The following is a 22468-nucleotide window of genomic DNA, read 5'->3' on the forward strand; positions in this document are numbered from 1 at the left end:
GACGTAAGGAGGCCAGTCGCACCTCATTTCAGGGAATGGCATGTTTGCATACATCATTCGCCGATTGCTGGAGATGATCCCGGTTTTGCTGGTGGTCTCGTTGCTGGTTTTCGGTTTTATCAAGCTCATGCCGGGCGACCCGGCGCGTATTTATGCCGGACCGGATGCGCCTGTTGAGGCGATCGAAGCGGCGCGTCAGCACCTCGGGCTTAACGATCCGCTGCCGCAGCAGTATCTCCACTGGATCGGCAGCCTGTTGCAGGGCGATCTGGGCACCACGTATCGCACCCAGCAACCGGTGCTGGAGGTGATCAAAGAGGGCTTCATGCCGACACTGTGGCTCGCCTTAGCGGGTTTTACCTGGTCCGTCATTCTCGGTTTGTTATTCGGCGTTATGGCTGCACTGAAACGTGGAAGATGGCAGGACTGGACGCTGATGAGCGTGGCGGTCGGTGGCATTTCGATGCCAGCCTTCTGGCTGGGGCTGTTGCTCATCCAGTTCGTCGCGATGCCTTTTGGGCTGTTCTCGGTCAGCGGCTTTAACAGGGCCAGCGATATAGTCCTGCCCGCCATCACGCTGGGTTCGTCGGTTGCGGCGGTAATGGCGCGCTTTACCCGTTCGGCGTTTCTTGAGGTGGCGCAGGAAGATTACGTGCGTACCGCCAAAGCTAAAGGGCTGCGTAACCGCCTGGTGACGTGGAAACATGTGATGCGTAATGCGCTCATCCCGGTAATTACCATGCTGGGCTTGCAGTTCGGTTTTCTGCTGGGCGGATCCATCGTGGTGGAGAGTGTTTTCAACTGGCCAGGGTTAGGCTGGTTATTGATTGAGTCGATCAAAGCGCAGGATCAGCCGGTGATTCAGGCACTGGTGATGCTGTTCGTGTTTGAATTTATTGTGATTAATCTGCTGGTCGATCTGCTTTATGCGGTGGTCAATCCGGCCATTCGTCTGCGACAGGAGCCAAAATGAGTATTCAATCGCTGACTGAAAATCCGCCTCAGATTATTCGTTCGCCGTGGCGCGATTTCCTGCATGCCCTTGTGCGGAACCCTCTGGCGCTGGTCTCAGGCGGGTTTGTGCTGCTGTTGATTGTAGTGGCGATTTTTGCGCCCTGGCTGGCGCCCTGGGATCCCATGGCTCCGGACTGGATGGCGTTATCGTCGCCACCAACGGCGGCACACTGGATGGGGACCGACGAACTGGGGCGCGACCTGCTCAGCCGCATTATCTATGGCGCGCGGATCTCGCTCTATATCGGCGTGCTGTCGGTGACGATCGGCATGCTGGTCGGGGTCATGCTGGGCTTACTGGCGGGCTATTACGGCGGTTGGGTCGATATGCTGATCATGCGCGGTGCCGACGTATTATTCGCGTTTCCCGGTATGCTGCTGGCCATTGCGGTGGTGGCGCTGCTGGGGACGGGCCTGAACAATGTCATTATCGCCGTCGCGGTATTCAGCGTACCGGTATTTGCCCGCATCGTGCGGGCGTCGACGCTCTCTCTGAAGCAGGCTGCCTATGTTGAAGCCGTGCGCTGTGCCGGTGCACCAGACAGAGTCATTATCCTGCGGCATATTCTGCCCGGCACGCTTTCCAGCGTGATTGTCTATTTCACTATGCGCATTGGCACCAGTATTCTGACAGCCGCGGGCCTGAGTTTTATTGGACTGGGTCCGGAGCCTGACGTGCCTGAATGGGGCAATATTCTGGCGATGAGCCGAAGCATGATGATGGCCGGATCGTGGCACATGAGCGTATTTCCGGGGCTGGCGATCTTTATTACCGTTCTGGCATTCAATCTGCTTGGGGATGCGCTGCGCGACACGCTCGATCCAAAACTCAAGGGCTGACTATGGATTTCCAACAATTGCAGCGTGAACTGCTGCTGAAACACTGGCGTGACCTGCGTCAGCTTGGGCAGCCGCGAAGCGCCTGCGGACCCACTAATCGAATCAGCGATGTTGCGGGCGTGCGTGTCGGACATTACACGCTGAATGAAGGCGAAAAGCAGACTGGCGTAACCGCTATCGTACCGCCGGGCGGCAATCTGTTTCTCACGCCGCTGCCGTGTGGGGTTGAGGTGCTTAACGGTTTTGCGAAACCTATCGGACTGGTTCAGATAGAGGAGCTTGGCGTGCTTCAGACGCCGATTCTGCTCAGTAACACGCTGGCGGTCGGCACGCTGTTTACCACGCTGGTGCGGGATGCCATCAGTCGTAACCCGGAACTGGGACGAACACTGCCCACGGTCAATCCGCTGGTGCTGGAGTGCAACGATGGCTGGCTGAATGATATCCAGGCGCTGGCCATCACTGAAGCGATGGCGCAGGAGGCATTGCAGACGGCCTCAGCAGACTTCGCGCGCGGCAGCGTCGGCGCAGGGCGCGGGATGAGCTGTTTCAGCCTGAAAGGGGGAATCGGAACCGCCTCGCGGGTGATTCCCTCGCTCAACGCAACGCTTGGCGTGCTGGTGCTGGCCAATTTCGGCGCACTGGAGGCATTAACGCTCGATGGCGTTCGTGCTGGCGAGATGATTGCGCCGCTGCTGGCCGGGGAGACGCCGCAGCTGGATGCCGGTTCGGTCATCATCATCATGGCGACGGATGCACCGCTGGACGCACGTCAGTTAAAGCGCATCGCGAAACGAGCCGGTGCCGGCCTGGGACGGCTGGGCAGTTACTGGGGCCACGGATCGGGCGATATTGCGGTGGCGTTTTCAACGCAACCTCTGCCGCAACCGCCACAGGACGACACGCTGGAGCCGCTGCTTGCTGCAGCGGCAGATGCAACTGAACAGGCTGTACTGGATGCTTTGCTGAGCGCTGAGGCTGTTACCGGCTTTCGCGGTCATCATCGCCCCTCACTGACGCAGATTCTGGATAGATTAACGACATGAAAATTTTTATCTCGGCCGACATTGAAGGCATCGCGGGTGTCATGCGCCCGGAGCAATGTACACCCGGCCACCCGGAACATCAGCTGGCCCGTGGTCTGATGGAGCAGGAAGTGAATGCCGCAATTGAGGGGGCTTTTGCCGGCGGGGCAACGGAAGTGGTGGTGGCAGACAGTCATGCGCAGATGACCAATTTGCGTGCGGAAAATATCGATCCCCGCGCCCGGCTGGTGCAGGGAAAACCCCGTGTCCTGTCGATGGTGGAAGGGATAGAGCAGCAGACGTTCGACGGGCTGTTTCTGGTGGGATTTCACAGCGCAGCAGGTGAACCCGGCGTACTGGCGCATACCATCAACGGCCGGGCATTCTGGCGTATCCATATCAATGGTCTGGTGATGGGAGAAACCGATATTTATGCGGCCGCCGCTGCTGAGCACGGCACGCCATTGCTGCTGGTCACCGGCGACGATCAGTTACAAAGCTGGATTGCGGAACACTACTCAGCAGTCAATTACGTCTGTGTAAAACGCGCCATTTCTCATACCTGCGCGGAATCAATCAGCCCACAAGCGGCACAGCGTGCGATCGCTGCCGCAGCAAGCGCCGCACTGCAACATCCCCCTCAGATGAGCACGAGCCGCCTGACGGCACCTTACGCGATGCGCCTTCAGGCCACGAAACCGGTGCTGGCCGATCTGTTCAGCCTGATCCCCGGCGTCACGCGTCTGGATGCCGTTACCGTGGCGTATCAGGCCGAGAATATGGAGACGTTAATCAGTTTACTCAGTGCATTCTCTTATCTGGCGAGCACACAGTCATAGAGAAATTATCCCGGGCTGCATGCAACGGCAGCCCGGTAAGCCCGCCTTTACTGTTCTCCTGAAACCGCGCTGCCAGGCACACCGCCTGTATTGCGGACTGTGCATGCGCATCTTCCCTCTGACGAGCCAGGATCGCTGCTGGCTTAAATCCGCGCAACCCACGCTGCTGACCAGCGCTCCTTTAACTGCACCACGGCAGCACGAACCCCGCTCCCTGCAAAGGCTTCAGTCAGGACTGCCGGGTACGGATGGGGCGAGACAGGCAGCTGAGCCTGCAACGGTTTTGCGGTACAGTTTTTGCAACAGGATAATGATTGCTCTCTCACCCTCCGCCCGGACCTGATCGTACAGCCTGTCGGAGAGGCCTTCGTTTTCGGTATTCCATCCAGGGTAAATAGTCATGCGGCTCCGCCATATAGAGGTCTTTCAGGCCATCGTACAGACCGGCAGCATCAGCGCTGCGGCGCGCTTACTCAATGTCTCGCAGCCCAATATCAGCCGTGTGCTGAATCATGCTGAACAGCAATTGGGGTTTGCGCTGTTTGAGCGACGTACACAGGGAATGAGTGTGACGGCAGAAGGGCGACGTCTCCTGCCTGAAATAGACGATCTCTGCCAGCGCCTGCAATCTATCACCCAGCTCACCGAACAGCTGCGGCGGGGCGAAGGGCAGTTAGTTCGCGTCGGAGCGGCTCACGCTTTTGGTCAGATGGTTTTGGCGCCCGCATTGGTCACCTGGCGGCAACAGATGGCCTCGGTCAGTGTCGAACTGGTCACCGAGCACTTTAATACCTTATGCCAGATGATTCTGGATAATCAGCTCGATTTCGCGCTGGTTTTTGGTCAGCAGGTCGATGCGGATCTTCTGGCTGAACCTCTGTTTCAGTCTTCGATGGTCGCGCTGTTACCGCTCAATCACCCCCGTAATGAACCCGTTACGCTTGCGTGGTTATGCAACAATAATTTACTGATGATGCAGGCTCAGGATCCGCTTGGACGCGTACTTCACCGAGCGCTGCGCGATAAAAAACTGAATCCCGCCGTATCGTTGTCGATTAAAACCTATTCGGTCATTGCGGATATGGTGCTGGCAGGCGGCGGCACGGGCGTCGTGGATCTCTTCACCGCCTGTCGCTATGCCGAACAGCTAAAGCTGCTACCCATAGCACAGCCTCTGCCGTTTGAAGTGATGCTGATCAGCCGCCGTGACCAGCCACAGTCGCAGTCCACTCTGCAGCTTAAGCAGGTGATCCGTAACAGACTGTGGGAGATCGCCCGGCAGTGCGAAGCGCAGTTTATGGCTGGCTGAATAAGCGCCGCTTTCAGGTGAAGAGCAGGGGAAGATGGGTGTGCTCAGGCAGCATCAGATTCGTTCGCTGACTTTTGCACCAGAAATCGTGGAGCCCGAACAGTGAATCTTTTTTAAGGTAATGATTCCGGCATTGTTGAAATGTGCTGACAGAGACTATTGAAACGGCGTTGAAATAAAAAATCCACGCAAATGCGTGGATTTAATTGTTTTCTGTGATGGTCATGAGATTCAGTAAAACCCCATGAGACAACAATTTTTAATCAGACGTTGAGTCGGGATTTATGTTACATGTTATTGATATTTAATTGTTTATTTAACGTCATATCTTTCATGTACTCATGCTTGTACTCATTTGGGAGTCGGCTCGCATTCGTAATGCGAAGGTCGCAGGTTCGACTCCTGTTTTCGGTATCACTCTGACAAAATCCTTTAAAATCATAAAGTTATACGAGTTTATCTGGTCTGTTTTGACTACGTTTTATCAGGGGTTTTCTGACCAAATGTTGCCGTCATGGTTAACAGTGGCAATTGGGATGTTAGCATGTGACGGCTTGTAGTTACCAGGCTCAAACAAGCACTATCAACTTGAAGCCAGAAGACTCTGCCCACGTCTTTAAACACTCCCTAAAACTTTCATTCGTTCCACACTTAGCGCGGTGTTCCGTAATGCCATGTCGTGAGATAGCACAGGGAATAAACAGGCGATAGATGGGAATCCTAACCAGATCGGGAAAGTATCTGGCTCTGCCACGGTTTCAGCCACCGGACTATAACGGCTACCTGATAAGAGAATGAGTGAAAGTACAACACAGATGACGCCTACGGCGCTGATTGGTTAATACCCCATCACGGCGCTTATTGGCTTCTATTGCTTTTTACCTTTTAGGCGGTATAGTGAGCTTAGGCACCCGCCTAAGCTTTGGACAGCTTAAAACAGGTAGCAGTACCTCAAATCACTTTTAAACCTTCTTCATAGTGTCGGATCTGGCAAATGGTGAGGGTAACAAAATGTCCAATACCAAACCTTAAATGATTGCCAAGAGATCTGATATGTCGGAGTGGTTTATCATGAACGCAGCTATCCAAACTATCTGCTACAACATCTCCAAACGTCCTGAAGTCAAAAAAACATCCCTGAAGCGGTCGCAGCTTCATGAGGTTATTGCTGCATTATTAGGTTATGCCAGCCATGCAGCATTGGTTGTTGAAAGCAAACCTGATGACCAGGACTACGACTTTTTCGATGCTGAATTTATCGTTTTAAATGTTCCTTATGGGAAAAAACGAGCACTAAAATTCACCATGTCTGACGATGTTTTCAATATCTGTATTAGTGAAGTTAAAGCCGGATTAGGAATCGCGGTTTATGATTCGATTGAGAATTTTTATGACGATCATCTGCGAGAGCTACTTGCGAAATTGATTTACGAAGATGCAGAAGAATCTGGGGTTATGGCTGATAGTAATGCTTCTTACCCAGAATACCCTTACATGGATGATAATTTAATCACCAGTGGCGATCTGTGGACCTCGATTAATGAATGGAAAATTGAGGATACAGGAACACTTGAAGGGGAATACGATCCAGAAGGGGATCGAATGTATAACGGCCATAGGCTGGATGTTAGAGGGGTCTTAACTTTTTCAAAAGCGGGTAGAGCCGGACTAATTCTATTGATAGACGATTGCGATTTTTTTGTTTCATCTGACGATTCTTGGAGAGATTACGATGACTACTTGGATTCAGAAGATCAAATGAAAGCAGTCGATTATAGCTACTACATTTCTGAAGATTTAAAAACGGGTAGTTTTACATTAGATGAGGGCTTAGGTTCGTCAATCGATGAGTCGATACTGATTCACTTAGCAGATAGCATTGGAGCAGACCTTGCTCATTTGCAGTCTGATTTCAGTGCAACAGAGTTAGCTAAATTAGCAGCACATGGATTGATGAATAAAGATGTAAACAACATTATGAGTGCTGGTTTAGGGCTTCGCATTAACTTGCAGGATTACATCAATAGGTAAGTTTGACTCCCTCGTTTCAAACGTCTTTGTATGGTGGCAGGGCGCAGACTTTGCCACCTTCACTCCGCTATGCATTCTCATACATACAAAACTTCCCATTTGGCACTTCCATTTCCTCAGAGAGTATTAACGTAATCTGCACAGTTGGCACCTTAGCAGCCAGACGCAATAGGAGGGCAGTGGTGAGTATACCTAAAGGAGCTTTACGGATGCTAATATATTTAAAATTGTTAAGAAAGGACAAGCGCGAGAGAAAGCTCGCGCTATTAGAATTGCTATGGCAGGAATTTTACTATTTCGGCTTGCCATGATTTTTTATGTATAACTCTGCCTTTATGCAAATTAGCATCCAATATCTCAGCTTTACTAAGTTGGGATAGGTATTCCCAGTTGCTATCAAAAATATAGGTAGCATTATTGCATTGAGAACTTTCCAAAATAAAAACATTGCTTTTTGTAAAGCCAAATACAACGTAGCCTTGAAATCCCGCATTGCCATACGCTACGATATCAGGTTTTCTTCCATTGATGAGTTCGAGCCTGCCTTCAACTACAGCTGCGTTAGACTTGCTCCGGATGTTTATAGCTGAAAGAATTTGAGTACCAATTTTATCCCAAGGGTACTGCCCCTTTAGTAAAAGGTTCCAGTTCAGCTTGACCTGCTTAATACACCGCGATGTTAGTAATGTCTTCATAAGCCACATGAGGACATCCCCATGAAGAAGCGTTTTTCCGACGAACAGATCATCAGTATTCTCCGCGAGGCTGAAGCCGGCGTTTCTGCCCGGGAACTCTGCCGTAAGCACGCCATTTCCGACGCCACGTTTTATACCTGGCGTAAGAAGTATGGCGGCATGGAGGTGCCTGAGGTTAAGCGCCTGAAGTCACTTGAGGAAGAGAACGCCAGACTCAGGAAGCTGCTCGACGAGGCCATGCTGGATAAGGAGGCGCTCCAGGTGGCTCTTGGGCGAAAGTACTGACGACAGACCAGAAGCGCGAAGTCGTGGTGTTGATGTGTGATGCGACCGGTCTGTCGCAACGTCGTGCCTGCAGACTCACAGGTTTGTCCCTGTCGACCTGCCGCTATGACGCTCAGCGTCCGGCGGCTGATGCCCATTTATCAGGGCGCATTACTGAACTGGCACTGGAGCGCAGGCGTTTTGGCTACCGCCGCATATGGCAGTTGCTGCGCCGTGAAGGGCTTCTGGTTAATCACAAGCGCGTGTACCGCTTTTATCATCTGAACGGGCTGGGCGTTAAACGCAGACGTCGTCGTAAAGGGCTGGCAACAGAGCGTCTGCCACTGCTCCGCCCGGCGGCGCCCAACATAACCTGGTCGATGGATTTCGTCATGGATGCGCTGGCTACTGGTCGCAGGATCAAGTGCCTTACCTGCGTCGATGACTTCACAAAGGAATGCCTGACCGTCACTGTTGCCTTCGGGATTTCAGGCGTGCAGGTCACGCGTATTCTGGACAGCATTGCGCTGTTTCGTGGATATCCTGCGACGATAAGAACCGAGATCAGGGCCCGGAGTTTACCTGCCGCGCGCTCGATCAGTGGGCCTTTGAGCATGGAGTGGAGCTGCGACTTATCCAGTCCGGCAAGCCGACACAGAACGGATTTATTGAGAGTTATAACGGACGCTTTCGCGATGAATGCCTGAATGAGCACTGGTTCAGCGACGTCAGTCATGCCAGGAAAACCATCAGCGAATGGCGTCAGGATTATAACGAATGTCGTCCGCACTCCACGCTGAATTATCAGACGCCGTCTGAATTTGCAGCGAGCTGGAGAAAGGGTAATTCTGAGAGTGAAGGATCCGACATTACTAACTGAGTTTTGTATTTAATCCTGGGGGCAGGTCAGTAGAGATAGAGTGTTCTGAAGATGACATTTTTCAGTTCCTAGATATGACAGCCCTCGCACGCGAACATTGCTTATCAAAGCAAGTTCTTTGTAACCGCTTGGCCCGTAGATGGCCGATCACGGTAGCGCTAAAAACATCGCCGCGACAATATGTTAAAAAGTGAGTATTAAGTTTAAATGCCCTGCTTTCTAAAAGAAGGGCATTTTGAATTAAGAATCTGTTATAATCTTATCTTTCGCAAGAGAATCATAAAGTATTTTCGTTAAAGGCGACTCTAAGTAATCATCACTCATTAATTTAATGAAGTGTTTTTGGGAGACTTTTGTCTTGACTATTAGATGATTACCATCTTCACTAATTAACATGACTTTTGAAAGGTATGTATGTTGCTTTACATAATCGATGATTAATGGTGCGTCAATTACTCCTAGAACAGGCGAGTGTTTCGAAATTTTGGCCAGCTTTCTAGAAACTGTCAGTTCCCGAGAGTTTTTTTCAAGGTGTGAAATGTCATGGATAAGCGATGATGCTTTTAATGCTTCTAAGGCTACAAGTGCTTGAGCTTCTATGATTTTATGAAAATTCATAGTCTTTTCAAGAGTGTTTTGGTTTTTGATTAAGAATTTACCATCAATTAACATTAAATCATATTTGAAATCCAGACGAAAGACTTGTTCAGGTAATTCTTTCAGATACCCATTAGGATCGGGTATTAAATTACACATTTTCCGGCTTTGCTCGAAAACAGTAAGAGGAGTTTTATTTTTATAAAGAGATAGACATTTGTCATTACCTCTTAATTGAATGATTATCCCTTTGATATCCTTGAATTTTCCATCAAAATCATAATAATCTTGTGATGTTGGCGGGATCCTTATGGCATCTCTGATAAAGCCAAACTCTTTTGGCTCTTGCTCATAATCAAATAGAAATATAGCATTTTTTCTATCATCGTAATCTGAAAGCAGTGGGACTGTAATGTCCTCATTATTAATGATGTCATCATTTAGACTATTTTTAAATCCCTGTGTGATGTTAGGGAGGGATTCGGCTGCGATTTTAGAAATCTTTAATTTGTAATTTTCTTCGTCCTTAACAATGAATACTATTCTTATGCCTGTGAAGTTTTCAAAAATATCGTTAATTTCTTTCTTTAAATTGTCAGGATTCATGTTTTTTTCCTTGCTATGAAAACGTAATCATCAAAGAAGCTATAAAAGACTTGATCGCCAACTTTTAAAATGTCAGTAGAAATTGCAATGACGTTTTTTGTCTCTCCACTACCGACATGTGAGATGTCTACTTTATATAACTTATATCCAAATATTGCTAAGGTTGGGTTAGCATAATATTTGTCAGTTCGGATAAATATTAATCCTATAACTATTATCAACAGGAAGTAAGCTATATTTTTTTGTGTGTCATCAAAGCTAAATCCCATAAACGGTACTATATAAGTAGCTAGGAACGTTAAACTCTCATAGTTTTCACTTTGACAAGCTGTAATTCGTACTGAGTCTGAACTATTGATTTTTACTATTGAACGGAAACGCCGAAAGAAATAATAAGCTAACCCTATAAAAAATAGACACGTTAAGGGTACAAGATTAGTTGAGAATAATTTTTTAAATCCAATGAATTCACAACCGGAACCCCAGCACATCGGTATTTTTGCGCTTAAAACGATGATGAAAACGAAAAGCATCATCAAAGACAGTATGTAGAGGCCTATCTTATCAAATGTGCCTTTATGTTTCATTGCTCCCCCTGTCTAAGCATAATAAATAAAAAACGCTTATATTCGCAAGGAAATTATACACCTAAATACTGGTTATTTATACAGTTGCAGGGCTTTGTTATCACACTTTGTATTAACCATAAGTCAAACTGGTAGTGACCTATTCAACTCATTGATTAAAATGAATTTTATAAGGTGGTACTTAACCACCTTAACCTTTCAATTGAAATCAGGGTAAGTGATCAGCTCAACATAACTTGCTAACTCTTCCATGCCTGCGCCTTGGCTATAAGTTTTGAACGATTCTGTTTGCCCTCTTTCATGACCAACAATCAGGGCGATCCTATCTTCTGGAACTTTGGCACGGTCAAGCTGACTGATGAACATTCCACGGAGGCTGTGAAACACCTTCATTTCAGTACCTTTTTCGCCTAATGCTTTTCGTTTCGCTTTAGTCCAGCGTTGCGTATGGTACGTTGAGCGCTTTCCGTCTGCGCGTTCAGTGATTGATGCACGATAGAACAGAAACCCGTTGTGATGCTTTTCTATCAGCTTTTTAATGAGTGGTTGGAGCTTGCTGTGGGCTGGACAAAACGAACGCTTGAACGTGTTTTACCTTCTCGGACTTCCATACATATCACGCCTTCAACATTGGCGATTCTATCAACCGTCAGTGAGCAGATTTCATTAAGCCTCATACCGCTATACAATCCAATAAGAGCCACAGCTTTCATCTCTTCATCAAGCAAAGGAAACACCTTAGTTAACTCCTCGTTGGTATAAGGCGAATAGCTCTCTCTTTCTCGTCTGACTTCCAGTCTATGTCCTTTGAAAGGATTTGCTTTTGATGCATCGTGATAGCGATTCTTCGCGAACTCTACCAACTGAGACAGGCACGCGAGGTAGTTAGCTAGCGTCTGGGAAGCCTTATCGCCTTTCTCATAATCAAGCCAAGCAGTAACCATCGTGCGGTTTATCTCGTAAAGCTTGAAATCCTTCTTTTCAAAGTGAGCAGTAAACACGTCCACAGATTTTATGTACTTGCTCAAGGTTGATAGCTTGCGCTTCTCTGTAAACTGCTTAAGGAACTCATCACGCAGATGCGCTAGGGAAGGGCAAGCCTTCGCAGGCTCAGCATTAAAGCTGCTGTCCGAAACGTGTCTGTTAATTTGCTTTAGTTCATTTTTGACCTGTTCAATCTTAGTTCCTTGTTTCTTTGGGCGCATCCGTTCACGGATTTCAAAGAATTCAGCAACGATTTTGTCTCTGTAAACCCTCGCTTCCCGCAAATCACTTGTGCCAGTGCTTCTCATGAAGCATGTGCGATTGCCGAACAAGGATTTCATGTATTCGGGCAACGTTATCTTCACGCTGTAGATGGTTGAGTTTTCTCTGACTAAATACGAATTAGGCTTGTATTTCATGTGTTATCCTGGCTAATATTCAGGGGCAACATTGATCAGTCTTGTCAGTAATTGCCTTTCAGGAGCAGCGCATTCGTTTGTAAAATCAGTAAGTTATTTACTTGCTGGAATGCCGAACGGTCCAACAGGTTCGACTCCTATTGTCGGTACCATCTCAACTTACCCAAACGTCCGTATTCATCCATAAATAACCTGATTTATAAAGGTTTTATTGCCTTTTAGTCCGTTGGTTTCCATAACCATCCAGTAGAGTCCGGTACTGAATGTGTATAGGATTGTGTATATGTTCCTGTTCGGTCTTGGATTCCTATACACATGCCTTTAAACGATATGCAGATTCGCCGCGCTAAGCCTGAAACTAAAGCCTATACAATGGGAGATGGCTTGGGGCTGTCATTGCTTATTGAACCAAATGGAAGTAAGAGCTGGCGGTTCCGCTATCGCTATGCCGGTAAACCCAAAATGATTTCGCTTGGCGTGTATCCGACAATCACACTTGCAGATGCCCGTTCCCGTCGTGATGAAGCTCGGAAACTGGCCGCGGAAGGAAAGAGCCCTAGTGAGGTTCGAAAAGAGCATAAGCTCGCATTGCAAACCGAATCTGAGAATGCTTTCGAAAAGATTGCCAGAGAGTGGCATCAAATGAAGTCAGCCAAATGGTCGGCAGGATATGCCTCGGACATCATGGAAGCTTTTCAGAACGATATTTTCCGTATGTAGGTGCAAGACCAGTCGGTGAGATTAAGCGCTTAGAGCTGCTTAATGTGCTGCGTAAAATTGAAAAGCGTGGGGCGTTAGAAAAGATGCGTAAGGTACGACAGCGCTGTTCTGAGGTTTTCCGCTATGCCATTGCTACAGGTCGAGCCGAGTTTAACCCTGCGGCAGATCTCTCAAGCGCCCTCGAAGTACACCAATCAAATCACTTTCCATTCCTAAAAGCTGATGAGGTACCAGATTTTCTACGTGCCTTAGACGGTTACACTGGAAGCCGATTAGTCCTAATTGCCACGAAATTGCTCATGATTACTGGTGTTAGAACCATAGAGTTACGTGCAGCCGTATGGTCAGAATTTGATCAAGATAAAGCTATTTGGGAAATTCCTGCCGAAAGGATAAAAATGCGAAGGTCACATCTTGTGCCATTATCAACTGAAGCGTTAGATTTACTCAATGAACTCAAGATAATGACAGGGAACTATCGTTATGTTTTTCCGGGACGGAATGATCCGCACTAACCTATGAGTGAAGCAAGTATAAATCAGGTTATCAAAAGAATTGGTTACGGTGGAAAACTTACCGGTCACGGATTTAGACATATGATGTCTACACTGTTGCATGAACAAGGGTTTGACTCATCCTGGATAGAGATGCAGTTAGCCCATGCAGATAAAAATAATATCCGCGGAACTTATAACCATGCGCAATATTTAGAAAAACGAAGAGATATGCTTCAGTGGTATTCTTCTTTCATGACGGAGCACAGAAATGTATATTGACAATGTTTATCTGAAAGGTTTTAGGAACTACTCCGATAGTTTTATAAAATTAAATCATTCAACATTAATAATAGGAAGCAATGATGTTGGGAAAACTAACCTCTTGTATTCATTGCGTATCCTGTTGGATAAAAGTTTTTCTGATTTGGATATAGAACCTAAAAACAGCGATTTTCATATTGATGAAAAAGGGAATCAATGTGATGTCCTAGAGATAATAATAAATTTTCGAGAGATAAAAGAGGATGCTGTTCTTTCTAAGTTAGCGGGGTATGTAAGTGAAGATTCACAAACATTCATAAAATACAAAGCGCAAAGAACTTCATTAGATTATAATTTTTTTATAGGTCACACCCAGTTTGACATGGCTGAGATTAGCAGTAGGTTTTATCTTAAGTATTTAAATCTACGTTATGTAAACTCCCAAAGAGACCTTGCTAAATATATATCTACAGAGAAAAAACATTTGCTTCGGCTTGCACAGGAAATGAGAAATGATGAGCAAGTTAAAAAGGATGAATATACTTTAAATTCATTAAGCGATTTACTGAATAGTGTTAACGATAAAGTAAAAGAAATTAGTTATGTTTCGAGTGCAACCAAAGAATTAAACGATGAGTTAAAGAAATTATCATATAATAATGAGAAGGTTTCTGTAATGCTGGATTCAGGTGCAATCGGGGTTGACCAGTTTATTGAAAAATTAGAGTTAAGTTCAAACACAAATGGCAAAAAGCTAATGCTTGGTGGTGATGGATTCAATAACCAAATTTTACTTGCATTATGGAAAGCTAAAAGCGTACGCGAGCATGATATTGAAAATGAAGTAGTAATATATTGTGTTGAAGAACCAGAGTCACATCTCTACCCACATCAACAAAGAAAATTATCTGAGTATTTGATTAATAAGTTACCAGGGCAATCTCTTGTTACCACTCATTCTCCGCAGATTGCTGTAAACTACTCTCCAGATTCGATAATAAAAATATGCTCTTCTGAAGGAGAGTCTTACGCAGCAAGCGAGGGGTGTTCTAATTGCATCAGTGAGGCTTGGCAGGGAATGGGATATAGAATAAGTATACTGCCAGCTGAAGCATTTTTCGCTAATGTTGTTTTTTTAGTTGAAGGTCCTTCAGAGATGCTCTTTTATCAAGCTCTTGCTAAAGAATGCAAAATCGATCTGGATTACTTTAATATAAGTATTTTATCAGTTGACGGTGTTCAATTTGAAGTTTACAGAAAAATACTTGATGCATTCGAGATTAAATGGGTTGCTCGGACAGACAATGATTCATCAAAAGTGCCTAGAAAAAATGAGTGGCAATACTCGGGACTTAACAGAGCTTTAGTTCTTTGCGGGATGAATCCTCTCGAAAAAGAATTAATCGAAATCTCACAAGAACAAAGAGTCAAAAAGTATTATCATTATAAGGACGCATTAAAGAAAAGTAATGTTTTTGTTTCAGTTAATGATTTGGAAGGTGATATTAGTATTGAACTAAGCGAACAACTAAAAGAATATGTGGGTGTAGATGATGAAGAAAAGGCTGCTGAATATTTAAGGGGAAAGAAAGCAATCCGTATGCAAGAATTCTTAAAGGAGTATTCCCATACGCTAAAAACTATTTCTACAGGTGAATTAATTGCACCTCTTTTGGCTGCTGTAATGCTAGCTACGGAGGAGATGAAATGATTGAGTTTACCCATGAGCAAAGACTAGCTATAGATTATCCATCCAGTATGGTACTAACAGCGTGTCCTGGTAGTGGTAAAACAGCTGTAATAGTAGAGAAGATCGTTCTCGATTTGGCTAGTTGTAAGGAATTTCAGGGTGTTGTTGCCATATCATACACTAACAAAGCAAGTGATGAACTTAAAAGAAGATGTTCAAAAACATTGCCAGATTCAAAGTCAAGTTTTTTTGGAACGATTGATAAATTTTATTTAACTGAGATGATCTATCAATTTATTAATCACCTGTGGGGAAGTGTAAATAATTTACAGGTAGTTAAATTTAATGATTTAGATTCTGTTGCCAAAGATAGTCTTTCTATTTTTTATAATGATGTATATGTTTGTGAAAAAATCGATACATTTGATTTTAAAGAAATAAAGCATTTATATGCTAAAGGTTTTTTAGTTTTGGAATTTGTTCCATTGCTTGCATACTATATATTGTGTAAGTCTTTGGCTTGTCGTAGATATCTTTGCAAGAAATATACCTCGATGTATATAGATGAATATCAAGATGCTGGATTTATTCAACATCTTATATTTTTGAAGATATTTGGATTTGGAGTAAAAGCTGTTGCCGTGGGTGATATTGACCAATCAATATTCTTATACGCAGGAAAAAGCTCTAAATATTTAATGTCATTATTAGGCGAGGATAGTGGATTCAAACCATTTGAAATAACGATCAATCATAGATCTCATTCTTCGATAGTAAACTATGCCTCAAGAATGTTGAGTGAAAACTGTGAGCTGTTAGTTACCGATGATATTCAGGTATACAGAACAACAATTGATGGTTCCCAGCAAGAGGTCGCTAAATGGATTGATGATAATATTAACAATGTCAAACAAACTTTTGGGATTTCTGAAGAAAGAGAAATAGCATTACTTGCGGCAACAAATAGCTCTGTTTTATTGATGTCTAGCCTCGTTCGAACAAAATTAAGAGCATATATTGATGACGATCTGTCTAAACTTGGAGGGAACGTGTCTCTTCTAATAAAGGAATTGTTGAGTTATCGGTTTAATGTTCTTGTTTCAGCTCAGGAGATTATTGATGATTTAAGTATCAAAGTGGTTAAACGAAATGCATTGAGAGAAATGCGGAATGCCATTAAATATGTTAGAAAAGCCGATGATTTAAATTTTATTCCAGCATTGCGTCAGGCTGTAAAGTTATTAATTAATAAAGATCTTTCGGCTCGGCATATTGATGCTGTCAACGCTGTATTACAAAATAAAATGATGTTGAATAATTACTTACCAGTTGGTAATGATGAATTACAACTTATGACTCTTCATAAATCTAAAGGGTTGGAATTCGACTTTGTTTTTCATTTAGATCTTTATGATTGGATACTTCCGCGTCGAGAGTTTATCGAGGGAAGTTTTGATGTGGTTTTTTCAAACTATGAACAATGTCTTAATCTGCATTATGTTGGAGTTACTAGGGCAAAAAAAGCGGTGGTGCTAATTAACTCTACAGAACGTTTAAATTATCAGCATGAATTAAAACGCGCGAAGCCTTCTCAATTCTTGTCGCTAAGAGGTGTTGAAGGGCTATACAGAAATATTTAATTATACATCTCAGCGCGCAGTGCTTTCTCCGCCTCGCCTGCCCGCTTTACAGGGCAATTTAAATGCAGATGCATGACCTAGTTCAGGCCCCGCCAGATCTGGCGCGGGCGGGATTCTGGCAGTCAGAGAATTAAATGCAATTAAATGCACCTGATGCATGCAGGTTTTTTTTCGAAAAAATAATGGGATTTTTGGGCTTTTTTGGGGGACTGAGGGCGCAGCCGGTAACGAGTACCAGCGCACATAAATCGGGACATTTTCGGGGAGGTTATTGCTGATGAATATCTGCCTGCAAAATCGGATTTTCCGGCATCGCCGGTTTGCGTATCACGCCGTCGAGTGTCTCGGTGGTGCGGAACGTAGCCGAGCATTCAATACTGATGCACTGGTGGTAGTGTAAGCACACCCGTTTTAGTTCCACGCACTTTTTGAGAGTTCCGGTTTTTCAGCCATCAGCCGGTATTCCTCCGGCGTCAGGTTATTCAGGGATTCATGGGGACGCTCGCTGTTGTATTCATTCAGCCAGCTTTCCGTGATTTCCCGTGCTTCAGTGTTGGCTCAAATCGCGTGCAGCGACAGTTTACTGTAACCCTGGCCAATCAGGTCTGGGTCACCGATTACTTATATCTGCACTTGGCAGGGATGGTTGTATCTGGCGGTGGTTATCGATCTCTTCGCCCGTAACGTGGTCGACTGGTCGATGAAACCCACTCTCTCACGCGAACTGGCGCTCGACGCGCTTGTGATGGCCGTCTGGCAGCGAAAACCGGACGGCGAGGTCATCGAGCACTCAGACTAGGGCAGTCAGTATGGCAACGACGACTAGCAACGGTTCTGTCGGGCAATAATCTGGCACCCAGTATGAGCCGGTGCGGCAACTGCTGGGATAATGCGGTGGTCGAATCGTTCTTCAGTTTGCTGAAAAAAAACGGTTCAGAAAACGCATATATAAAACCCGGGATCTGGCCCGGCCGGATATCTTCGATTACATTGAAGTCTTCAATAATCGGGCCAGTTGCCACAGTCATCTCGGCGGCGTCAGTCCGGGGCCTTCGAATAGGCCTCGTCGTGAGGACAGAATTTGTCTACGGTTGTGGGGTCACTCCAATCATGTTAGATAGGTAAATGCCAAGATAACTCTCTCCACGCTACTTGGTATCCTTTGCCGTTTAACTATCATAAGCCATATACGTTTATATAAAACTGCCCTTTGCCATCCTCCGTTTTCTGTACCCGGTACGTAATAGGCAATGAATCTTTCATATTTGGTTTGGCGAAAGTCAAATCAGCGGCGCACTGGTAAATATCAAGACCCGACTCATGACTTACCGTCCTGACGTTCTCGACAGAAATACGTACGTCCTTATCCAGCGTCATTCCTTTCTCTATCGTTTTCCGCGCTATATCAACGACCAGATTCTTGGCGTCATCGCTATTGCATTTTGGTGTCTTATCGCCGCAGCCTACTATTAAACCCGCTGCAATCAGTACCAAAAGTATATTTATTTTCATTTGTTGTTTCCCTTCAAATCAAAGTGCCGTTTTATTATTTTTTGCCGTATTGACCATCCATAGCGCCTGCTGCCGAAGCCCCGCAGTATCCTTCGTAACCACGAGTCATTACGCTGGTTTTCTCATTTTTCATTTCACTGAGCACGACAACACACTGACTGGAATTATCGTTCCAGACCCAACGGCGTTTCTGATTCTCACCAGCAGCTACTTGTTGTGCAGTACCTTCCATGTTGCAGGTCCCTGAGCCATCTTTGGCTGATGCGTTGATGCTGAACTCCGCATTACCGTTCCCAGGCTTTAGCGTTAAAACTGCACCTGGCTTACCGTATTGAGCTGCGATTGCCGGGAGGACTAAGGCTGTCAGTACTAATGCAGTAACTGTTCTTTCCATCATTAAATATCCTGTTAGCTGATACGAATGTTTTTGGTGATTTTCCCCAGTGCCAGCGGCCTGCGTTTTTCCACAAAGAAATACACAATGTTGAAAGCTGATTTACGGTGATTCCCCCGACCCAGGGAGGGCCACTTACGGAATGATTCGATCTGTTCTTCTGAATAGGGCGTGTCAGAGAAGTCAAACAGTACAAGCAGGGCTTTGCCGTCGTGCTTCATTAGCTTCTTCACTTCCGTGCTGTTTACGGTTGCGGAGACATTGGCACGAGCTGCTGTTGGCTTACGGACTGCAAACTCAACAGCCACATCGTCAATCACAAAGTCAATAAAACCATGCCCGGATACCGTTCCAGGTAGCCTGCTTTTAATTTCTGGCGAGACGTTATCCGCAAACCAACCCAGTAAATAGCAACGTACTAATGGCAGTAATTCCCGCTCGCTGCATTCATTCAGACGCAGTGTTTTGACAAATTCACGCCGGTAAAGGGAGCTGAAAAAGTACTCAAATCAATCCGTTATCTCAGTAATGGTGGTTGCCACAATGTTCCCCTTTCTGTCCCCCTTTGTTCTAAGGCTCATCTGCTGGTCACTCAGCTCTTAAGTCTTAGTTTTGTTTGGTCTATAAGTGAGTATTTATTGGATTTTAAGGTCATTAGAGGCGTTCATGCAAGAGTAAAAAAGACCCAAACTTCCTCTTATGGACGGACGGGAGAATAAATGATGGTTAAACTGGTGGCAGATTCAGCTGATAAGCTGGTAGGACAGCGTATTCAGAGCAGACGTAAAGAAGCCGGGTTAACCGCAGCTGACCTTGCAGAAATTATCGATATATCTCAGCAACAACTTTCCCGCTATGAACGAGGAACGAATAAGATAAATGTTGCGCATCTAGTTAAAATTGCAGTGTCTCTAAAGACACCAATAAGTTGGTTCTTTATTGATTGCATGGATGATCTGAATGTTTCTAATATCCCATCTGACTATCTATCTGGGCTTGATAAAGAATTAAAACAACGCCTCGATCAAGTCTGGAATAAATTGGATTTCGGAAAAAAGAAAAGCCTTCTCCTGTTTTTAGATGAATTCATAAAATAAATTTAGAATTAGTTTCTATGTGAATTTATTTATAGGTGTATTCTTGGTGAAATGTCGTTACTGAATATTGTACTATTATTCAGGGGTCGGCACATAAACTAATTGCCAACTTAATTAATGTTTACTTTTATATCCCTTCTGGCGGGAGGGCGTCCATCGTCTGAAAATTCAGTGCGGGTTAGGTTTAATTATTTTTTTTATCATAAATACAAACGCATAATAACCAGAATAAATATAATGAATATTATCCGTCAGGAAGGGCTGCCCATGCCCGTAAGTCAGGGGTTCATTAATATTATGCTGGCTGATCTCAGTAAAAATACGCCAGTTAAACCGAATATTCGTGCTCTTACATTGCTTTTCTAATATATCAATTACAGCGCTAAAAATGGTGGGTTTTATCAGGTTGAAATAAGGCTTTTTTCTCGAAACGATGAATGGTGTTTAGATTGCATCACTAACCTCATATATATGGTAACAGACCCGGAATTGGAAAAGGAAATCGATATCAGCTGGAGCCAGCGCTATACATTTGGCTTTTAAGCGAATTCACGCGGGGTGAATGATGCGGTTATACTTGCACCTGCATTTATCGTTCGCAAGAGAGAATGGGCTTTATGCCGCAATTGCAGTTTGGCAAGTAGCGGCAACCCGAGATGTAGTTATGAATAGTAGTGACATTGAACAACTGACAGACGAACGTATCGGAGTGGCAGTATAGTCGCTCCTGAAAGATAACTCTCTCGTCAGTACCAGGGCGCTTGTGACAAGGTTCAAGTCGATGGAGGCAAACAAGCCAGACACTCAGCGGCGTAAGTTGCTGGGGCAGGTTATTGCTGAAATTAGCAATATTAACCTGGCCTCTTTACGGCGCGAAGCAGGGAGCATTCGCAGTGAATGAGATGAAGAGGGTGGCCATAACGTCTATCAGCTATTTGGCAAACATCGGCCAGACAATACACATAAACACTGATACACACAGCAATTATAAATTTTAAACAGGGTAAATGATGAGTCAGGCAATGCTCGAACCAACAGCCGAATACTAAAATCTGCCGGATATTACGCTTGCTGAGTATTTCCGCAGCGTCTCTCCGTGTTCTTGCTAGGGGTGAGCATGTAACCTACAAGGCGTTGATTCTTGAACTGACTCACAGATAATGAGGTGCAAAGCGATGTGAGCCACCACACGCTGGAAATTGTTGTGCATCATACCACTGACGATATTTAATGGTTTGCCTGCTGAGATAAAATCCACGCCCAGGCGTAGATTTTATCTGACAAGAAATAGCGTATTCGTTTTACCGTCTATGTTACTACCTGCTTTTCTCTTTTTCTCAGGCAGATGTCACTGGTAAAAAAGATAACCATCACTATGCCCGCCCCGGTTGCCAGCGAAACCCAAAATCGCGTGTAGTCGCTTTTCTCATCAATCAACGATAACAACCAGCCAAAAAGATTATTGCCCAGTACCGCGCCAATCATAGCGGCAAAAGAAGACAGGCCAAAGAACTTACCCAGTAACCGGTGAGGTAATCTTTTCACCAGCAGGACATCCACAAACAGCATAATAAACACCTCAGCGAGGCTGAAGATAAATATGGCTAATAAAAAATAAAACGCGGAAAGGGTTCCGCTACTGCTGCTAGATAATGCGGTCACTAGGAAGCTTAGCGCCATCAACATCAGTCCGGGACCGGCGAAGGGAATATTTCTTTTTATCAGCGCAGCCGCCGGAAGCTGTAAACAGACCGCCGTTATGGCATTGACGAAAAAGATGCCGCCGACCACCGAAGCGCTGAAATAATCCTTAGCGTACAGAGGAAAGGCGAGTTCCAGCGTCGTATAAAAGAAATGAAAGCTTGCCTGAAGGGTTAAAATCATCAAAACGGCAGGAGTCAGTAAATAGCGATAAAACTCAGACGAGGGCGCTGCCTCTGCGTCAGCCTGAGTTATGGCAACGTGGGTAGGCAATTTTATATAAAGCGTGATCAGAATAAGCGCGAATACACCTGCAACAGAATAGCAAATAACAGGGAATGACAAATGGAGCAGCAAGTAACCTACCGCAGGGCCTAAAATCACGCCGAGATTCAACGCCATCGTCCGTGTCGCCAGTAATGACGTCACATTATCAGCATCGCTTAGCAATAGCGTTTTGCCGGCGGTCTGCGCCATTGCCACACCCAGACCGCTTAATAACGTGGCGATAAGCAGGGCATCAAAAGTCTGGGCGATAGCGAGCAAAATAAATGAGACAATCCTCAACATAATTCCGGAGAGCATCATAAGCCTGCTGCCAAACTTATCGATGCAGATCCCTGCGAGTAGCGCAAGGCCTCGTTGTGAGAGCACATTTGCTGAAAGAAGAATACCGACCTCGATACTGGTTATCCCTAATGTTTTGGTCATATAAAAAATATAAAAAGGGATAATTGCATAGGAGCCGAGGGCCATAAAAAATATTGCCACAATCAGTAAGGCATGGATGGGCTGTTCCAGAATGACGCTACGAAAAACCATTATTTGATTATGTAAGGCATTAAAGATCTTCATTTGACACTCGC

At 45.4% G+C, this 22468-nt stretch carries 17 protein-coding genes and 7 pseudogenes; 14 read left to right on the plus strand and 10 right to left on the minus strand.

The genetic code is table 11. The features are described 5' to 3' along the window. The first annotated feature begins 40 nt into the window (after positions 1-40). From FOV68_RS09575 to FOV68_RS09600, 6 genes are all read left to right on the plus strand, one after another. Positions 41-973: an ABC transporter permease gene (locus tag FOV68_RS09575; RefSeq protein WP_060680040.1), complete on the plus strand. Its 933-nt coding sequence runs from the start codon at positions 41-43 to the stop codon at positions 971-973. Next, the gene (locus tag FOV68_RS09580; RefSeq protein ID WP_010669958.1) at positions 970-1854 is read left to right on the plus strand and encodes an ABC transporter permease subunit; all 885 of its coding nucleotides are present in this window, start codon (positions 970-972) and stop codon (positions 1852-1854) included. The genes FOV68_RS09575 and FOV68_RS09580 overlap by 4 nt, the downstream gene beginning before the upstream one ends. A gap of 2 nt (positions 1855-1856) precedes the next feature. Beyond that, positions 1857-2900, plus strand: coding sequence for a P1 family peptidase (locus FOV68_RS09585; RefSeq protein ID WP_143990686.1), 1044 nt, complete (start codon positions 1857-1859; stop codon positions 2898-2900). Further along, on the plus strand, positions 2897-3718 hold the full coding sequence (locus FOV68_RS09590; RefSeq protein ID WP_031593999.1) for a M55 family metallopeptidase: 822 nt from the start codon (positions 2897-2899) through the stop codon (positions 3716-3718). The genes FOV68_RS09585 and FOV68_RS09590 overlap by 4 nt, the downstream gene beginning before the upstream one ends. A 400-nt stretch (positions 3719-4118) precedes the next feature. Next, the gene (locus FOV68_RS09595; protein ID WP_143990687.1) at positions 4119-5027 is read left to right on the plus strand and encodes a LysR family transcriptional regulator; all 909 of its coding nucleotides are present in this window, start codon (positions 4119-4121) and stop codon (positions 5025-5027) included. A 1053-nt stretch (positions 5028-6080) separates the two neighbouring features. Next, positions 6081-7058, plus strand: a complete 978-nt coding sequence (locus tag FOV68_RS09600; RefSeq protein ID WP_143990688.1) for a hypothetical protein — start codon at positions 6081-6083, stop codon at positions 7056-7058. 275 nt (positions 7059-7333) lie between these two features. Here FOV68_RS09600 and FOV68_RS09605 read toward each other — a convergent pair whose 3' ends face one another. Beyond that, positions 7334-7753, minus strand: a complete 420-nt coding sequence (locus tag FOV68_RS09605) for a hypothetical protein (RefSeq protein ID WP_186289727.1) — start codon at positions 7751-7753, stop codon at positions 7334-7336. A 21-nt stretch (positions 7754-7774) separates the two neighbouring features. On the opposite strand from FOV68_RS09605, the pseudogene FOV68_RS09610 reads away from it, so the two are divergent. Further along, positions 7775-8897 (plus strand): annotated as a pseudogene (locus FOV68_RS09610) (IS3 family transposase). A 240-nt stretch (positions 8898-9137) separates the two neighbouring features. Here the strand turns inward: FOV68_RS09610 and kwaB are convergent. The 3 genes and pseudogenes from kwaB to FOV68_RS09625 all read right to left on the minus strand — a co-directional run bounded on the left by kwaB (position 9138) and on the right by FOV68_RS09625 (position 12090). After that, positions 9138-10100 (minus strand): anti-phage protein KwaB, encoded by a 963-nt coding sequence (kwaB, locus tag FOV68_RS09615; RefSeq protein ID WP_143990690.1) that lies wholly within the window; start codon positions 10098-10100, stop codon positions 9138-9140. Continuing rightward, positions 10097-10687 carry an anti-phage protein KwaA gene (gene kwaA, locus FOV68_RS24035; protein ID WP_186289728.1) on the minus strand — a complete coding sequence of 197 codons (591 nt, stop codon included), beginning with the start codon at positions 10685-10687 and terminating at the stop codon, positions 10097-10099. The genes kwaB and kwaA overlap by 4 nt, the downstream gene beginning before the upstream one ends. A 198-nt stretch (positions 10688-10885) precedes the next feature. Next, positions 10886-12090: pseudogene (locus FOV68_RS09625) on the minus strand (tyrosine-type recombinase/integrase). A 315-nt stretch (positions 12091-12405) separates the two neighbouring features. Between FOV68_RS09625 and FOV68_RS09630 the strand changes: the two are divergent. The 3 genes and pseudogenes from FOV68_RS09630 (at position 12406) to FOV68_RS09640 (ending at position 16898) form a co-directional block, all read left to right on the plus strand. Further along, positions 12406-13586, plus strand: a pseudogene (locus tag FOV68_RS09630) (tyrosine-type recombinase/integrase). Further along, a complete protein-coding gene (locus FOV68_RS09635; RefSeq protein WP_143990691.1) occupies positions 13576-15279 on the plus strand; it encodes an ATP-dependent endonuclease in 1704 nt (567 codons plus the stop codon). Before FOV68_RS09630 ends, FOV68_RS09635 begins: the two are co-directional and overlap by 11 nt. Then, entirely contained in the window at positions 15276-16898 is a 1623-nt protein-coding gene (locus tag FOV68_RS09640; protein WP_143990692.1) for a UvrD-helicase domain-containing protein, read from the plus strand. The genes FOV68_RS09635 and FOV68_RS09640 overlap by 4 nt, the downstream gene beginning before the upstream one ends. Positions 16899-17166: 268 nt before the next feature. On the opposite strand, the pseudogene FOV68_RS09645 reads toward FOV68_RS09640, so the two are convergent. Both FOV68_RS09645 and FOV68_RS09650 read right to left on the minus strand, forming a co-directional pair. Continuing rightward, a pseudogene (locus tag FOV68_RS09645) lies at positions 17167-17292 on the minus strand (transcriptional regulator); the annotation flags it as partial. Between the two features lie 17 nt (positions 17293-17309). Continuing rightward, positions 17310-17447: pseudogene (locus tag FOV68_RS09650) on the minus strand (integrase core domain-containing protein); the annotation flags it as partial. Positions 17448-17450: 3 nt separating this feature from the next. Here FOV68_RS09650 and FOV68_RS09655 point away from each other — a divergent pair. Continuing rightward, positions 17451-18019: pseudogene (locus tag FOV68_RS09655) on the plus strand (IS3 family transposase); the annotation flags it as partial. 55 nt (positions 18020-18074) lie between these two features. On the opposite strand, the gene FOV68_RS09660 reads toward FOV68_RS09655, so the two are convergent. From FOV68_RS09660 to FOV68_RS24545, 3 genes and pseudogenes are all read right to left on the minus strand, one after another. Further along, the gene (locus tag FOV68_RS09660) at positions 18075-18410 is read right to left on the minus strand and encodes a hypothetical protein (RefSeq protein WP_143990693.1); all 336 of its coding nucleotides are present in this window, start codon (positions 18408-18410) and stop codon (positions 18075-18077) included. 34 nt (positions 18411-18444) lie between these two features. Beyond that, positions 18445-18804, minus strand: coding sequence for an acyl-CoA dehydrogenase (locus FOV68_RS09665; RefSeq protein WP_143990727.1), 360 nt, complete (start codon positions 18802-18804; stop codon positions 18445-18447). Positions 18805-18818: 14 nt separating this feature from the next. Further along, a pseudogene (locus FOV68_RS24545) lies at positions 18819-19346 on the minus strand (hypothetical protein). 180 nt (positions 19347-19526) lie between these two features. Between FOV68_RS24545 and FOV68_RS09675 the strand changes: the two are divergent. The 3 genes from FOV68_RS09675 to FOV68_RS24345 all read left to right on the plus strand — a co-directional run bounded on the left by FOV68_RS09675 (position 19527) and on the right by FOV68_RS24345 (position 21132). Continuing rightward, positions 19527-19901, plus strand: a complete 375-nt coding sequence (locus tag FOV68_RS09675) for a helix-turn-helix domain-containing protein (RefSeq protein ID WP_143990728.1) — start codon at positions 19527-19529, stop codon at positions 19899-19901. Positions 19902-20270: 369 nt separating this feature from the next. After that, positions 20271-20444, plus strand: coding sequence for a DUF2787 family protein (locus FOV68_RS24550; protein WP_143990729.1), 174 nt, complete (start codon positions 20271-20273; stop codon positions 20442-20444). 634 nt (positions 20445-21078) lie between these two features. Continuing rightward, positions 21079-21132, plus strand: coding sequence for a hypothetical protein (locus tag FOV68_RS24345; protein ID WP_255473658.1), 54 nt, complete (start codon positions 21079-21081; stop codon positions 21130-21132). Between the two features lie 77 nt (positions 21133-21209). Here the strand turns inward: FOV68_RS24345 and FOV68_RS09690 are convergent, their stop codons facing one another. Continuing rightward, the gene (locus tag FOV68_RS09690; RefSeq protein ID WP_143990694.1) at positions 21210-22457 is read right to left on the minus strand and encodes an MFS transporter; all 1248 of its coding nucleotides are present in this window, start codon (positions 22455-22457) and stop codon (positions 21210-21212) included. Positions 22458-22468 lie beyond the last annotated feature (11 nt).

The sequence above is a fragment of the Pantoea sp. paga genome (assembly GCF_007558755.1).
In the GTDB taxonomy this organism is placed as follows: Bacteria; Pseudomonadota; Gammaproteobacteria; order Enterobacterales; family Enterobacteriaceae; genus Pantoea; species Pantoea agglomerans.

Bases quoted from the DNA above. Each gene is read 5' to 3' on its own strand.
- FOV68_RS09575 (WP_060680040.1), top strand. From the start codon at position 41: ATGTTTGCATACATCATTCGCCGATTGCTGGAGATGATCCCGGTTTTG.
- FOV68_RS09580 (WP_010669958.1), top strand. From the start codon at position 970: ATGAGTATTCAATCGCTGACTGAAAATCCGCCTCAGATTATTCGTTCG.
- FOV68_RS09585 (WP_143990686.1), top strand. From the start codon at position 1,857: ATGGATTTCCAACAATTGCAGCGTGAACTGCTGCTGAAACACTGGCGT.
- FOV68_RS09590 (WP_031593999.1), top strand. From the start codon at position 2,897: ATGAAAATTTTTATCTCGGCCGACATTGAAGGCATCGCGGGTGTCATG.
- FOV68_RS09595 (WP_143990687.1), top strand. From the start codon at position 4,119: ATGCGGCTCCGCCATATAGAGGTCTTTCAGGCCATCGTACAGACCGGC.
- FOV68_RS09600 (WP_143990688.1), top strand. From the start codon at position 6,081: ATGTCGGAGTGGTTTATCATGAACGCAGCTATCCAAACTATCTGCTAC.
- FOV68_RS09605 (WP_186289727.1), bottom strand. From the start codon at position 7,753: ATGAAGACATTACTAACATCGCGGTGTATTAAGCAGGTCAAGCTGAAC.
- kwaB (WP_143990690.1), bottom strand. From the start codon at position 10,100: ATGAATCCTGACAATTTAAAGAAAGAAATTAACGATATTTTTGAAAAC.
- kwaA (WP_186289728.1), bottom strand. From the start codon at position 10,687: ATGAAACATAAAGGCACATTTGATAAGATAGGCCTCTACATACTGTCT.
- FOV68_RS09635 (WP_143990691.1), top strand. From the start codon at position 13,576: ATGTATATTGACAATGTTTATCTGAAAGGTTTTAGGAACTACTCCGAT.
- FOV68_RS09640 (WP_143990692.1), top strand. From the start codon at position 15,276: ATGATTGAGTTTACCCATGAGCAAAGACTAGCTATAGATTATCCATCC.
- FOV68_RS09660 (WP_143990693.1), bottom strand. From the start codon at position 18,410: ATGAAAATAAATATACTTTTGGTACTGATTGCAGCGGGTTTAATAGTA.
- FOV68_RS09665 (WP_143990727.1), bottom strand. From the start codon at position 18,804: ATGGAAAGAACAGTTACTGCATTAGTACTGACAGCCTTAGTCCTCCCG.
- FOV68_RS09675 (WP_143990728.1), top strand. From the start codon at position 19,527: ATGGTTAAACTGGTGGCAGATTCAGCTGATAAGCTGGTAGGACAGCGT.
- FOV68_RS09690 (WP_143990694.1), bottom strand. From the start codon at position 22,457: ATGAAGATCTTTAATGCCTTACATAATCAAATAATGGTTTTTCGTAGC.